The sequence below is a fragment of the Janthinobacterium sp. PC23-8 genome (genome assembly GCF_002250505.1).
Taxonomy (GTDB): domain Bacteria; phylum Pseudomonadota; class Gammaproteobacteria; order Burkholderiales; family Burkholderiaceae_D; genus Janthinobacterium.
Genome location: NZ_NJGY01000002.1, coordinates 393,345 through 407,060, shown reverse-complemented (window position 1 = coordinate 407,060; position 13,716 = coordinate 393,345). Strand labels below are relative to the sequence as shown.

At 62.6% G+C, this 13,716-nt stretch carries 10 protein-coding genes; 1 reads left to right on the top strand and 9 read right to left on the bottom strand.

Annotated elements, in window-relative coordinates; translation table 11 throughout:
• Positions 1-17 precede the first annotated feature (17 nt).
• Together CD932_RS16935 and CD932_RS16930 are read right to left on the bottom strand one after the other, a co-directional pair.
• Positions 18-1,523, bottom strand: coding sequence for a DHA2 family efflux MFS transporter permease subunit (locus CD932_RS16935; RefSeq protein ID WP_094444449.1), 1,506 nt, complete (start codon positions 1,521-1,523; stop codon positions 18-20).
• 59 nt (positions 1,524-1,582) lie between these two features.
• Positions 1,583-2,017 carry a MarR family winged helix-turn-helix transcriptional regulator gene (locus CD932_RS16930; RefSeq protein WP_094443963.1) on the bottom strand — a complete coding sequence of 145 codons (435 nt, stop codon included), beginning with the start codon at positions 2,015-2,017 and terminating at the stop codon, positions 1,583-1,585.
• 132 nt (positions 2,018-2,149) lie between these two features.
• On the opposite strand from CD932_RS16930, the gene CD932_RS16925 reads away from it, so the two are divergent.
• Entirely contained in the window at positions 2,150-2,659 is a 510-nt protein-coding gene (locus CD932_RS16925) for an SRPBCC domain-containing protein (protein WP_094443962.1), read from the top strand.
• A 94-nt stretch (positions 2,660-2,753) separates the two neighbouring features.
• On the opposite strand, the gene CD932_RS16920 is transcribed toward CD932_RS16925, so the two are convergent.
• The 7 genes from CD932_RS16920 to CD932_RS16890 all read right to left on the bottom strand — a co-directional run bounded on the left by CD932_RS16920 (position 2,754) and on the right by CD932_RS16890 (position 13,637).
• A complete protein-coding gene (locus CD932_RS16920; RefSeq protein WP_094443961.1) occupies positions 2,754-2,978 on the bottom strand; it encodes a hypothetical protein in 225 nt (74 codons plus the stop codon).
• Positions 2,975-3,880, bottom strand: coding sequence for an alpha/beta hydrolase (locus CD932_RS16915; RefSeq protein ID WP_254926641.1), 906 nt, complete (start codon positions 3,878-3,880; stop codon positions 2,975-2,977). The genes CD932_RS16920 and CD932_RS16915 overlap by 4 nt, the downstream gene beginning before the upstream one ends.
• A 134-nt stretch (positions 3,881-4,014) precedes the next feature.
• A complete protein-coding gene (locus CD932_RS16910) occupies positions 4,015-6,504 on the bottom strand; it encodes a response regulator (protein ID WP_094443960.1) in 2,490 nt (829 codons plus the stop codon).
• A 2-nt stretch (positions 6,505-6,506) separates the two neighbouring features.
• On the bottom strand, positions 6,507-7,697 hold the full coding sequence (locus tag CD932_RS16905; protein WP_094443959.1) for a hybrid sensor histidine kinase/response regulator: 1,191 nt from the start codon (positions 7,695-7,697) through the stop codon (positions 6,507-6,509).
• The gene (locus CD932_RS16900) at positions 7,687-8,589 is read right to left on the bottom strand and encodes a protein-glutamate O-methyltransferase CheR (RefSeq protein ID WP_094443958.1); all 903 of its coding nucleotides are present in this window, start codon (positions 8,587-8,589) and stop codon (positions 7,687-7,689) included. The genes CD932_RS16905 and CD932_RS16900 overlap by 11 nt, the downstream gene beginning before the upstream one ends.
• The gene (locus CD932_RS16895; RefSeq protein WP_094443957.1) at positions 8,589-12,080 is read right to left on the bottom strand and encodes a response regulator; all 3,492 of its coding nucleotides are present in this window, start codon (positions 12,078-12,080) and stop codon (positions 8,589-8,591) included. Before CD932_RS16895 ends, CD932_RS16900 begins: the two co-directional genes overlap by 1 nt.
• A 210-nt stretch (positions 12,081-12,290) precedes the next feature.
• Positions 12,291-13,637: an MFS transporter gene (locus tag CD932_RS16890; protein ID WP_094443956.1), complete on the bottom strand. Its 1,347-nt coding sequence runs from the start codon at positions 13,635-13,637 to the stop codon at positions 12,291-12,293.
• Between the last annotated feature and the right edge of the window lie 79 nt (positions 13,638-13,716).

The following is a 13,716-nucleotide window of genomic DNA, read 5'->3' as shown; positions in this document are numbered from 1 at the left end:
CACTTTCTTCATCAGGGTTACTCCATCGCCGCGTGGTCGACCACGACAGGCGCATTTTTCTTCGGTGGCTTGATCAGGAGCAGCAATGGCAGCACCAAAATGGTCAGCCACATCATCATCCAGAAGTCGTCGAGGTAGGCGATCATCGAGGCTTGCCGGTTGATCTCGCCATTCAGGGCGGCCATGCCGGGACCGGTGGACAAATCAAATACCCTGGCGATCGCCGGCTCGTGCAGGGCCGGGTTGGCGATATTGATGTGCTCGGTCAGCGACGCATGGGCGATCTGCGTGTTGCGCACCAAAAGGGTTTGCACCAGCGCGATGCCGATACTGCTGCCGATATTGCGCACCAGGCTATAAATCGCCGTGCCTTCCGCCCGCATTTGCGGCGACAAGGTGGCAAAGGTGGCCGCACTCAAGGGGACAAACACCAGGCCCAGGCCGATGCCCTGGATAATGCCGTTCCACACCACGGTCTGCGGCACCAGGTCCAGCGTGAAATTGGCCATCTGCCACAACGAAAACGCCGTGATCGAAAAGCCCACGCCCAGCAGCAGCCGCGTATCGAACTTGCCCGTCAGTTTGCCCACCACCAGCATCGCCATCATGGTGCCCAGGCCGCTCGGCGCCGTCACCAGGCCGGCAATCGCCGCCGGATAATTCATCAGCCCCTGCAGCATCGAGGGCGTCAGCGCACGGGTGGCGAACAGCACCAGGCCGACGATAAAGATGAATAGCAGGCCGCTCACATAGTTCGAGTTTTTCAGCAGCCGGTAATCGAGGAAGGACTTGCCGGCGGGCCGCAAGGCCGTATGGGCGATGAAATAACACAAGCTCATGGCCAGTACGATCGCTTCGATCCAGGTTTCCGTCGACGAAAACCAGTCATTCTGCTCGCCCCGGTCCAGCAGCATCTGCAGCGCGCCGATCGACAGGCTGAGCGTTGCAAAACCGAACATGTCGAAATTCATGCGGCGATTCGGCGCATCCTTGCGGATATAGCGCCAGATGCCATAGAAGGCCATCGCGCCAATCGGGATATTGATGAAGAAGACCCAGCGCCAGCTGTAGCTGTCTGTCAGCCAGCCGCCGAGCGTCGGCCCGAGGATAGGCCCGATCATCACGCCCATGCCCCAGATGGCCATGGCCGAGCCATGCTTTTCGCGCGGATTGATGTCCAGCAGCACCGCTTGCGACAACGGCACCAGCGCCGCGCCGAACACGCCCTGCAGCAGGCGGGCGGCAACGATTTCGGACAAGGTCGCCGACAGGCCGCACAGCACCGATGCGATGGTAAAACCCGCAACAGACACCAGAAACGTCTTTTTCTGGCCAAAACGGTCGCACAGCCAGCCCGTCAGTGGCGTGGCAATGGCGGCGGCCACGATAAAGGACGTCAGCACCCAGGTGATCTGGTCTTGCGAGGCGGACAGGCTGCCCTGCATGTGCGGCAGGGCCACGTTGGCGATGGTGCCGTCGAGCGCCTGGATGATGGTGGCCAGCATGATCGATATCGTGATCATGCGCCGGTTGAGCGTGGGGTCGCTTGACGCGGGCAGCGGTGAGGCTGTGGTGACGGCATTCACGCGGATTTCTCCGTCGCCGCCTGCAACGCTTCCAGCAATTCGGTGGCGGCCAGCAACTGGTCCGCGTCTATGCCTTGCAGCAGCTCCCTGCGGAAACTGTCTGCTTCCTTGCGCACCGTTTCAAACACTTGCATGCCAGCCTCGGTCAGCACCACCAGTTTCACGCGCCGGTCCAGCGCGGACGGCTGGCGCTGCACGAAGCCTGATTTCACCAGCCGGTCCAGCATCGACACCATGGTCGGGTTTTCCACCCCCAGCTGATGGGCCAGCTCGCTTTGCGACGGCGCTTGCGGCGATTTGGCGATCATGGCGATGCACATCCAGCTTGCTTGCCCCAGGTCGAGGTCTTTCAGGCGCCGGTCGATGGCGTGCCGCCAGCCGCGCGCCGTCTTGTGGAGTGCGGTGGAGAAGCGCTCTTGAATATCAAGCATAAGGTAAGTCGTCTAATAGTTAGGTATCGAACTAATATTTTAACACTGAGAAATGCTGAATGTGTAGGGCTTTGTGATTTTTCCGTACGCTGCTACATTCAGGGCTGGTCCACTTTATCGGGGAGTATCGTCATGGCGACAAAAGAACAGGCAAGCAGCGAGTTTGTGATTACCCAGACGTTTGAGGCACCGCGCGAGCTGGTGTTCCAGTCGTGGCGCGAGCCGGAACGTCTGCTGCAGTGGTGGGGCCCGGTGGGCTTTGAACTCAGCGTGCTGGCGCTGGAGTTCAAGCCGGGCGGCATGTTCCACTACGGTATGCGAGCCGATAATGGCTATGAGATGTGGGGGAAGTTTGTATACCAGGCCATCGCAGCGCCGGAGAAGGTGGTTTTCGTTTCGTCGTTTGCGGATCAGGAAGGCAATGTGGTGCGGCATCCGGTGAGCGCGACCTGGCCTTTGACGTCGCTTAATACCATGACTTTATCGGTGGAGGACGGGAAGACGATGATGACGTTGCGGTCGGTGCCGCAGGGGGATTCAGAGCTTGAACAGGCAACCTTCAAGGAAGGGCATGAGTCGATGAAGCAGGGGTTTGGGGCGACTTTTGCGCAGTTGGCAGCCTATCTTGCACGCGTGCAGTAAGACCTGAAAAAAGCGGGCCGGAGACGCCCGGGGGGCCTTTGCCTGCGGCGCGGGCTGGTTCGCGCTGTATCGGTGTTCATGCTTTGCAAGCAAGTCAAGCATGGTTGATCTCGCTTGCCGTGTTGTTGCGCGGTGTGGCTTCTTCATGGAACAGGTCGGCCAGGTAGTCGCACAGGTCTGGTTCGGCAATGTCGTTCGGTATGATGAAGTCGGCGGGGCGGCGTTTGCCTTCGGCGCCAAGATAATAAGCCTGCCAGGCGCCGGGCGCGCCGTTGACGGCGATCAGGGTGCCGAAAATATTGAATTTCAGGGTTTTCATTGGCGCTCGCTTTGCAGGCCCAGCATTTGCCGTATCACCGGCAAAATCAGCTTCCACGCCGGCGAGGTCGCCGCGATCTCGTCGTAGTGGCTGGCGCCTGGCAGTATCAGCACTTCCGCATGGTCGCCGGCTTGCATGGCTTTGGCTGCGTAATCATGCGCCACGCGCGGCGGGGAGATGGTGTCGAGCTCGCCCGTGATCAGCACGGTGCGGCTGGCGTTGGGCATCAGGTCGGCGGCGTTGGTGTCGCTGTAGATGTCGGGGCGCTCAAGGCTGGCGCTGCCTGCCAGCTGGGCGATGTCGCGCTCGCAGCTGGACTGGATCAGCGTTGCTTCATGGCGCAGGTCGGCCAGGCCGCCCAGGCTGATGATGTTCTTGATCGGCAGAAGATGCTCGCGGTAGAGCGGGCTGCTTTTCGGTAGCTCGCTGCGGCCGGCGATCCATTGCACCAGCTGGCCGCCGGCCGAATGGCCCATGGCAAGGATGCGGCTGGTGTCGAGCTGGTACTGGCCGGCATGGCTTTGCAGGCTGTCCATGGCCGCATGCATGTCCTGGTAGGTGCCGGGATAGCCGCCGCCTTCCTCGTCGACGCGGCGGTATTCGACGTTCCACACGGCGATGCCCTGGCTGCTCAAGGCATTGGCGACGTTGCGCATCTGTTTGATGCCGCCGAACTGGACTGTCCAGCAGCCGCCATGGACCAGCACCACCACCGGAAACGGACCGGTGCCGCTGGGGCGGAACAGCTGGGCGTATTGCGACGGCGCCGGGCCGTAAGCGATCTGGACCGTGGCTTGCGGGCCGTTCAGCGCCAGGTAGTCGTCCAGCGTCATGGGGGCGGCGACGGCACCCTGGACGGCGGCCAGCAAGGCGGTGGCGATCAGGGAGGAGGGCAAGGTCATCGGGGAGTCTGGCAGATGGATAGAAAGCAATACTCTAGCATGGTGGCCATCCTGCAAAACCATGCCGGAGGGGCATACTTTTAAAAAACACCGTTCTTTATTGTGTTTTAAGAAATTTTATGCCCTGAAAAACCTTAATCCGGCTGCAAGGCCTGCTGCAACTGCTCGACTGAAAACGGCTTGAGCAGGAAACGGGCCGCCGGGTCCCGCACGCCGGAATTGGCTGGCGCATGGCCGGTGGAAAACACCACTTGCAGGCCAGGATGATCGCGGGCGGCCAGCGCGGCCAGTTCCGTGCCAGACATGCGCGGCAGGCTGATGTCGGTCAGCAGGATTTCCAGTCCCGGCATGGCCAGCAGCGGCAGCGCTGCTTCGGCCGAACCCACCGCCGTCACCTCATGGCCCAGCATGTCGAGCAATTCGCTGGTCATGGCGCGCGCGTCCTCATTGTCTTCCACCAGCAGGATGTTGCGTCCTCGCGCGCGCGCGTTGGCCGCTGGCGATGGTTGCTCCAGTTCTTGCTGCAAGAGCGTCACATGCTGGCGGTTGGCCAGCAGATGGCGCAGGCGCCGCGCCAGATCTTCGCGCCGGTACGGCTTGCTGAGCAACTCCACGCCCGCATCGAGCCGTCCGCCGTGCATGATGGCGTCCTGCGTGTAGCCCGAGGTAAACAAGACGGCCAGGCCGGGCAACAGCTGCCGCGCCTGGCGCGCCAGTTCCGTGCTGGCCACCGGACCGGGCATCACTACGTCGGTAAACAACAGGTCGACCTGCACGCCGCCAGCGACAATATTGAGGGCGCCCTGGCCGTCGGACGCCTTGAGCACGCTGTAGCCGAGGCCGCGCAGCATGTCGACCACGGTGGTTTGCACGTGCGGATCGTCTTCCACCACCAAAATGGTTTCCGTGCCGCCCAGCACGGGGCCTGTCAGCTGCAAAGGCAGTTCCGTCACGCCGTCGAGCGAGCGCGGCAGATAGATGCGGAAGGTGGTGCCCGTACCCAGCGTGCTTTCGACGCGCAGATGGCCGCCGCTTTGTTTCAGAAAGCCATACGCCATGGACAGACCCAGGCCCGAGCCTTCGCCCTCTTTCTTGGTGGTAAAGAACGGTTCAAAAATCTTGTCGATCAGCTCGGGGGCGATGCCGCTGCCGGTGTCGCCGATGGCCAGTTGCACATACTCGCCGGCCGCCAGATCTTCGCCGCCAGCCACGGAACAATTGAACAGGGCCACCGTCAGCCGGCCCTGGCCCTCCATCGCGTCGCGCGCATTGATGGCCAGGTTCAGGATCACGTTTTCCAGCTGGTTCGGGTCGACCAGCGCCTGCCAGGCGTCGCTGGCGATCTGCACTTGCGTGTCAACCGTTTCGCCGACGGCGCGGCGCAACAGGTCTTCCGTCGAGCGCAGCAGGGCTTTCAAGTCCGTTACCAGCGGTTTCAAGGGTTGCCGGCGGGCGAACGCCAGCAGTTGCGCCGATAGCTTGGCGCCGCGTTCGACGGCGGCGCTGGAACTGGCGATGCGCTTGGCTGCCAGCGCATCGCTGCCCACGGTGATCTGCAACAGTTGCAGATTACCCGAGATAATTTGCAGCACATTGTTGAAATCATGGGCCACGCCGCCCGTCAGCTTGCCCAGCGCTTCGAGCTTTTGCGATTGCAGCAACGCCGACACGCTATGGTCGAGCGACGCCTGGGCCGCGCGCAAGGCTTGCGCCGCGGCCTTTTCGTCGCTGACGTCGCGCGCGCTGCAATAGATCTTGCCATTTTCCGGCACGGCCACCCATTGCAGCCAGTGCCAGCGGCCGCCCTTGGCGCGGTAGCGGTTTTCAAAGCGCAACGCAGGCTGGCCCTGCAGCAAGGCCTGCCAGACCGCCAGGGTCGACTCCTGGTCGTCGGGGTGGATCAGGCTCATGAAGGGCGTGGTGCGGATGTCGTGCCCGGTCCAGCCCAGGGTGGTTTCCCAGGCGGGGTTGATATGCTCGAAGCGGCCTTCCAGGTTCAGCACGCCCAGCAAATCGGGGCTGACGCGCCAGGTGAGGCCGAATTCGCGCGTGCGCTCGGCCACCTGGCGCTCCATGTCGGCGTTCAGCGAGCGTACCTGGGCTTGCGCCTGGGCGCACAGCAAGCTGGCCCACACCCGTTCGGCCACTTGCACCGCCAGCGTAATCTCGTCTGCCTGCCAGGCGCGCGCCGCGCGGCTGTGCACGACGAACAGGGCGGCCAACCGGCCTTGCTTGACGATGGGGATATTCAGGAACGCGCGGATGCCCAGCCGCCCGAAGGTGGCCAGGGCGTCAGGGGTCGCCGTGCGCGGGTCGAGGCGGATATCGTCGACGGCCACCGGGTGGTCCGCTTCCAGTTCTGCGGCCAGGCCGGCCGCATATTCACCAAGGAAATATTCACCGACGGCGCCCGGCGCCAGGCCGTCGTTCCAGGCGTGGCGCAAGGTCGGGTAATGCAGTTGCTGGCCGATATCGAAACAGGCCACTTGCTGGGCTTGCAATTGCTGTCCCAGCAGTTGCGCCGAGACGGACAGGATCTCGCCGCTGTCTTCCAGCTGGCGCAGGGTGCGGTCCAGTCGCAGCAGAAATTCGGGGACAGGCGCGGGGGTGTGCATGCCGGCCATGATCACGATCCCGCCAGCGGCAGCGTCACGCTGAACAGCGCCCCATGGCCGCTCTGGCTTTGCACGGTGATGGCGCCGCCGTGGGCGTCGACCAGCTGCTTGGTGATGAACAGCCCCAGGCCCAGGCCACCGGTACTGTCCTGGTTGACCACACGCTCGAAGGCGTCGAAGATGCGTTCCTGGTCCTTGGGGCCGATGCCGATGCCATGGTCGCGCACTTCGAGCACGGCGCTGTTTTTCGTCTTTGCCAGGCTGATGTCGACCGGCTTGCCTTCGCCGTAGCGCAGCGCGTTGCTGATCAGGTTGACGACGATCTGCTCGACCCGGTAACCATCCCAGTAGCCTTCGACCTGCGCCTCTGCCTGCACCTGCACCCGCAGCTGGTCCGGGCAGGGCGCCAGATCTTCGGCCACGCGCCGCACCAGCGCGGCCAGGTCGACCGGTTCGCGCCGGATCGACAGCTTGCCGCTGCTGATGCGAGACACGTCGAGCATATCGTCGATCAGGCGCACCATGCTGCGAATCTGGCGCGCGTCGCGCGCCACCATCTTCGGCAGTTTATCGGGCGCAAAGGCGGCCAGGTTGCCGTTTTCCAGGTTCAGGGTGCGCATCTGGGTCTCCAGGAACAGGGTGTTGAGGGGCGTACGCAGTTCATGCGCCACCATCGACATGAATTCGTCGCGCATGCGCAAGGATCGCTGCAGCTCGGCTTGCGTGGCGCGCAATTGCTGCAGCAGCGCGTCCTGCTGCTGGCGGCTGTGCTCCAGCGCCTGCACCTGGCGCCGCGTTTCGGCGCGCTGCTGGTGCAGGGCGACAAATACATTGACCTTGCTTTGCACGGCGTTGATGTCGAGCGGCTTGTGCAAAAAGTCGACGGCGCCGCTTTCATAGCCCTGGAACGAGAAATTCATTTCCTTGCCGGCCGCCGTGACGAAGACGATGGGAATATGGCGCGTCTTGTCGGTGCCGCGCATCAGCTGGGCCAGCTCGAAGCCGTCCATTTCCGGCATCTGCACGTCGAGGATGGCCAGCGCGAAGTCGTGTTCGAGCAGCAAGGCCAGTGCTTCTTCGCCCGACGACGCCTGGTAGACGCTGCGGTCGTTTTCGCGTATCAGGGCGTTGAGCGCGCGCAGGTTTTCCGGCAGGTCGTCGACGATCAGCAGTTTGGTGCGGGTCTGTGTGTCATTTATCATGGCTGTTTCCTGGTGTTGCCAAGCCTCCCTGGCGCGGCTTGTGCCGCGTCTCATGTCGCTGGGCGCCGAGGGACAAGCGCTTGCGGTACAGTTTGTCCAGCCCGGGCTGTGCTTCGAAGTGGCTGGCAAAGGCGCTGAAATTCGTGCTTTCCTTGCTGCCCAGACCGAGAAAACCCCGGTGGCACAGCGATTCATGGAACAAGCCCAGCGCGCGGTCCTGCAGGGCTTTATTAAAATAGATCAGCACATTACGGCAGCAAATCAACTGCGTTTCCGCAAACACGCTGTCGGTTGCGAGGCTGTGGTCGGCAAAATTGATGCGATCGAGCAAGCGCTTGTCGAAACGCGCCGTGCCATGTTCCACCGTATAGTACTCGTCGAGCTTGCCCAGGCCACCGGCCGCCGTGTAATTGGCGCCGTAGCCGGCCATGGGGGGCAGGGGATAAACGCCGAGGCGGGCCTTGTCCAGCACCACCGGATTGATATCGGTGGCGTAGATCAGGCTGCGTTCGAGCATGCCTTCCTCGTGCAGGATAATGGCCAGCGACAGCGCTTCTTCGCCGGTACAGCAGCCGGCCACCCAGATTTTTGGCGACGGATAGGTTTTCAGCACCGGCACCACCTGCTCGCGCAGGGCCAGGAAAAACCCCGGATCGCGGAACATGGCGGTAACCGGCACCGTCAGCGTCTGCAGCAGCTGCCCGAAGGCGCCAGGGTCTTTCAGTACCTTGCGTTGCAGTTCTTCCAGGCTGGCGCAATGCAGGCGCGCCAGCGCATGGTTCAGGCGGCGCCGCTGCGAGGGCGCGGAATAATCACGGAAATCATAGCTGTAGCGCTGGTAGATGGCCTCCATCAGCGCTTGCAGTTGCACCTCCGTGTAATCGACCAGCATCAGATGCGTTCCATCTTCGGCATCCAGACGCGCAGCAGCGAGTACAATCGGTCCAGGTCGATCGGCTTGGCCAGGTAATCGGAGGCGCCGGCCTGCAGGCATTCTTCCTGGTCATTCTTCATGGCCTTGGCGGTAATGGCGATGATCGGCAGCTTGTTGTAGCGGCCGTCGGCGCGGATCTGGCGCGTCGCTTCCAGGCCGTCCATGCCCGGCATCATGACATCCATCAGCACCAGGTCGATATCGTTGACGCTGTTGAGCTTGCTGATCGCTTCAAAGCCGTTGCGGCCGATTTCCACCACCACGCCTTTTTGCTCCAGCGCATTGGTCAGGGCGAAGATATTGCGCACATCGTCGTCAACCAGCAGGATCTTGCGTCCTTCAAACACGCGTTCGCGGCTGCGCACCTGCTGCAGCATGCCCTGGCGCTCGGTCGACAGTTCCGACTCCACTTTGTGCAGGAACAAGGTCACTTCGTCGAGCAGGCGTTCGGGCGAACGGGCGCCCTTGATGATGATCGAGCGCGAATACTTCATCAGGTCCGCTTCTTCCTCGCGGCTCAGGTTGCGGCCGGTATAGACGATGACGGGCGGGAACGAGCACAGCTCTTCATGCTCCATGCGTTCCAGCAATTCGTTGCCCTGGATATCGGGCAGCTTCAGGTCGATGATCATGCAGTCGAAAATCTGCGTTTTCAGCAAGGCCAGCGCTTCTTCACCCAGCGCCACGGCAGTGATTTCCACATCGTCGTCGCTGATCAGGTGCACCACGCTTTCGCGCTGGCGTTCATCGTCCTCGACCAGCAGGATGCGTTTCATCTTTTGCGTAAACTTCGATTCGAGCTTGAGGAACACGTCCTTGAGCTGCTCGCGCGTGCGCGGCTTGGTGGCGTAGCCGATGGCGCCGAGCTGCATGGCCGCCTGCACCTGGTCATTGCCCGAGACGATATGCACGGGGATATGGCGGGTCAGCGGGTTTTCCTTGAGCTTTTGCAGCACCAGCAGGCCCGGACGGTCGGGCAGGCCGATGTCGAGCAGGATGGCGTCGGGCAGGAATTCGGCCGCCAGGCGCAAGCCTTCCTCGGCGCCGTGTGCGACCAGGCACTTGTAATGCATTTCATGCGCGAGATCGAACAGGATACCGGCAAACGCCGGTTCGTCCTCGATCACCAGCACCGAGCGCTCGCCGGTGCGCGCGGCCGGCACGCTTTCGCGGTCGTCCTTGAAGGTGGCGACCGGCACCGGTTTCGGCGCCGCCAGCGGCGCGATGGCGGCCGAGCTGGTACGGATATGCGCAGGCGGCGCGGCCCTGACAGGCGCCAGCGCCTGCTCTTGCGGCACGGCGCGTTCCTGCCAGGCCATCGGCAGCACCAGCGTAAAGGTGCTGCCATGGCCGGGTGTGCTGCTCAGTTCGATGGTGCCGCCCAGCAAGGTCGCCAGGTCGCGCGAAATCGACAGGCCCAGGCCCGTGCCGCCATAGCGGCGGCTGGTGGTGCCATCGGCCTGGTGGAAGGCATCGAACACTTTTTGCTGCTGGTCGTCGGCGATGCCGATGCCGCTGTCCTGGACCTGGAAGCGGACATGGCCGGCCGCGTCCGCCATCACCTGCACCGAAACGGTGCCCGTATCGGTAAATTTGATGGCGTTCGACAGCAGATTGCGCAGGATCTGTTCCAGGCGCTGGCGGTCGCTGACAAACGAGGGCGGCGCGTCCGGCGCCACCGACACGGAAAAGTCGAGTTTTTTTTGCTGCGCTTGCGCGCCGAACAGCATGCGCAGGCTGCTCAGCAGTTCGCTGAAGGGGATGGCTTCCGGCGTCAGGTCCAGCTTGCCAGCCTCGACCTTCGAAATGTCGAGGATGTCGTTGATCAGGGTCAAGAGGTCATTGCCGGCCGAATAAATGGTTTGCGCAAACGTCACTTGCTCCGGCGTCAGATTGCCGTCGCTATTGTCGGCCAGTAACTTGGACAGGATCAGCGAGCTATTCAGCGGCGTGCGCAGCTCGTGCGACATATTGGCCAAAAATTCCGACTTGTAGCGGCTGGCGCGCTGCAGCTCTGCTGCGCGCGCTTCCAACTGGTCGTGCGCCTGGCCGATGGCCACGTTTTTCTGGTCCAGCGCCAGCGCCTGCATGGCCAGCTGTTCGTTCGATTGCTCCAGCGCCGCTTTCTGCTGTTCCAGGTGCGACTGCGATTGTTCCAGCACGCGCGACTGCTCGCCCAGCTCTTCATTGGCCGTGCGCAGCTCTTCCTGCTGCACTTCCAGCTCTTCGTTCAATTGCTGGGTTTCTTCCAGCACGTTTTGCAGGCGCTGGCGATACAGCGCCGCTTCCAGCGAAGTACCGACGTTGGAAGCGATCAGGCGCAGCAGTTCGAGCTCGCGCTGGACCACGGGCCGCGTAAAGCCCAGTTCGATCACGCCATTGACGGCGCCTTCGTTGTTTACTGGCATCAAGACCAGTTCCAGCGGCGCGCCGTGGCCCAGGCTGGAACTGACCATCAGGTAATTGTGGGGCACTTGCTTCAAATGCTTGAGTTTTTTCTCGCGCGCCGTCTCGCCGACCAGGCCTTCGCCAGGCTTGAAGACCTGCTTGTCCTGGATATGCTGGTCGCTGAAACCGTACACGGCCGTGCGGCGCAGGCTAGCGTCTTCTTCGGTCACGTAGATGGTCGCCACCGCCACGTCAAGCCGGTTGGCCAAAAAGTCCAGCACCTGGCGGCCCAGCTGGGGCAGGGCCAGCTGGCCACTCGTGTAGGCGGCCAGTTCGGTCTGGCCCGTGCGCAGCCAGGCCTGTTCCTGCAGCACCTCGTTATCCTTGCCGCGCTGCTCGAGCGCCTCATTATAAATATCGGACAAGCGCATCAGTTCACGCCGGCCCAGCAAGGCCAGCAGGCCCGACAAGCCCAGGCTCAGCACCAGGAACACCACCACCGCCATCACGGTGCGCGCCTCGGCCGAGTCGCCGCGCTCCTGGCGCAAGCGCTGCTCCATGCCCAGAAAGGCGAGAAATTCGCGGCGGATTTCATCGAATTCCAGCTTGCCCTCGCCCTGGCGCACGCGCGCCAGGTATTCCTGGTTATTGCGGCGCTGGTCGATGATCGTTTCGGCATACTGCGTCCACTGGTTTTGCAGCGCGCCGATGCGGCGCAAACGGTCTTCCTGGATCGGGCTGTCGGCCACCAGGCCCAGCAAAGTGGTCATTTCCACCGCGATCTTGGCCTTCCCCGATTTATAGGGCGCCAGGAAGGTTTCGTCGCCCGTCAGCAGATAGCCGCGCATGCCCGTTTCCAGGTCGACCGACAGCTTCATTACCTCGTTGGCGTTGCCGATCACCCGTTCGGAATGCTCGACCGAGCGCAGCGCACTGAGCAGATAGGCGATGAGGCCGACAAACACCAGCGCCGTCAGCACGCCGACCACCAGCGGCAGGGTCACGTTGCGCGCGAGGATGCGGCGGAAACTGAAAGTGTCGATCGGAGTCTTGGTATTCATCGGGTCCGTGGAAGAATAATCAGGGGTAAATAATTTTAAATGAAAAGCAATATTTCTGAAGCGCAATCGTGCGGCAGGCGATAGCATAGCAGGCGGTACGGACGCTGCAGTGGCGCACGCGTGTGTCGCGGTCAAAAAGACGAGGAATCAACAGGCAATAAAAAAACGGGACCCGACCGGGTCCCGTTTTTGTCTGCCACTCAATAAAGCCTAGTTGCGGATCTCCAGCGCGCGATTCAGGCTCAGCGCCGCCAGCGAGGCGACCGCGCCCGACAGCAGGTAAAAGCTGACATAGGCCAGGCCGAAGTTGGCCGACAGTCCCAGCGCCACCAGCGGGGCGAAGCCGGCGCCGACTAGCCACGCCAGATCCGACGTCAGGGCCGCGCCGGTATAGCGGAAGCGGGCAGGGAAGTTGGCTGTCACGGCACCGGCGGCCTGGCCGTACGACAGGCCCAGCAGGCTGAAGCCGACCAGGATGAAGGCGTCCTGGCCAGTATTGCCGCCACCCATCAGGCTGGGAATAAAGGCGCTGAAGATGGCGATCAGCACGGCCAGCGTGCCCAGCGTGGTGCGGCGGCCGAAGCGGTCGGCCAGCAGGCCCGACAGCACGATGCCGATGGCGGCCAGCACGGCGCCGACCATCTGCACCTGCAGGAAGTCCGAGGCGGCGCGGGTCTGGTACACCGACACCCACGACAGCGGGAACACCGTCACCAGGTGGAACAGTGCGTAGCTGGCCAGCGCGGCGAGCGCGCCGATCATCACGTTGCGGCCCTGGCCGCGGCTCATTTCGAACACGCTCACCGGTTGCAGTTCGCGCTCGTCGAGCAGCTTGGCGTATTCATTGGTCGAGACCAGGCGCAGGCGGGCAAACAGGGCGACGACGTTGATGGCGAAGGCCACATAGAAGGGATAACGCCAGCCCCAGTCGAGGAATTCTTCGCTCGTCAGGTTGGTCAGCATGAACCAGAACAGGCCGCCGGCGATCAGGAAACCGAGCGGGGCGCCCAACTGGCCCAGCATGGCGTACCAGCCGCGCTTGTTTTCGGGCGCGTTCAGGGCCAGCAGCGACGGCAGGCCGTCCCATGAGCCGCCAAGCGCGACACCCTGGCCGACGCGCAGCACGGCCAGCCAGATGATGGCGGCAAAGCCCAGGTGCGCGTAGGTCGGCAGGAACGCGATGCCGGCGGTGGAGACGCCGAGCAGGAACAGGGCCATGGTCAGCTTGGCGCTGCGTCCGAGCCGGCGCTGGATTTCCATGAAGATCACCGTACCGAAAGGACGGGCGATAAAGGCAAAGGAGAAAATCAGGAACGCGTACAAGGTGCCCTCCAGGCGCTCTTCGAACGGGAAGAAGACCTGCGGGAACACCAGTACCGAGGCAATGGCGTAGACAAAAAAGTCAAAATATTCGGAAGCGCGGCCGATGATCACGCCGACGGCGATCTCACCGGGGTCGATATGGGATTCGACCGTGCCGGCGCCGCGTGCGTCGCGCAGGGAGTGGGGGGAAAAATCAGCGGGTACGTCTCCGCTATGTATGCGCGTGCTGGACATGATGAGCCTCTTTCATAGTTTCGAGTTCGACAACACGTATAACTTACCCCAGGCGTCTCAAACCTGAAGTAGGACCATT

What these genes read in the sequence shown, in the direction of transcription:
- CD932_RS16920 (WP_094443961.1), bottom strand. Translation starts at nt 2,978, where the DNA reads ATGAAAACCCTGAAATTCAATATTTTCGGCACCCTGATCGCCGTCAAC.
- CD932_RS16895 (WP_094443957.1), bottom strand. Translation starts at nt 12,080, where the DNA reads ATGAATACCAAGACTCCGATCGACACTTTCAGTTTCCGCCGCATCCTC.
- CD932_RS16930 (WP_094443963.1), bottom strand. Translation starts at nt 2,017, where the DNA reads ATGCTTGATATTCAAGAGCGCTTCTCCACCGCACTCCACAAGACGGCG.
- CD932_RS16935 (WP_094444449.1), bottom strand. Translation starts at nt 1,523, where the DNA reads ATGATCACGATATCGATCATGCTGGCCACCATCATCCAGGCGCTCGAC.
- CD932_RS16890 (WP_094443956.1), bottom strand. Translation starts at nt 13,637, where the DNA reads ATGTCCAGCACGCGCATACATAGCGGAGACGTACCCGCTGATTTTTCC.
- CD932_RS16900 (WP_094443958.1), bottom strand. Translation starts at nt 8,589, where the DNA reads ATGCTGGTCGATTACACGGAGGTGCAACTGCAAGCGCTGATGGAGGCC.
- CD932_RS16905 (WP_094443959.1), bottom strand. Translation starts at nt 7,697, where the DNA reads ATGATAAATGACACACAGACCCGCACCAAACTGCTGATCGTCGACGAC.
- CD932_RS16925 (WP_094443962.1), top strand. Translation starts at nt 2,150, where the DNA reads ATGGCGACAAAAGAACAGGCAAGCAGCGAGTTTGTGATTACCCAGACG.
- CD932_RS16915 (WP_254926641.1), bottom strand. Translation starts at nt 3,880, where the DNA reads ATGACCTTGCCCTCCTCCCTGATCGCCACCGCCTTGCTGGCCGCCGTC.
- CD932_RS16910 (WP_094443960.1), bottom strand. Translation starts at nt 6,504, where the DNA reads ATGGCCGGCATGCACACCCCCGCGCCTGTCCCCGAATTTCTGCTGCGA.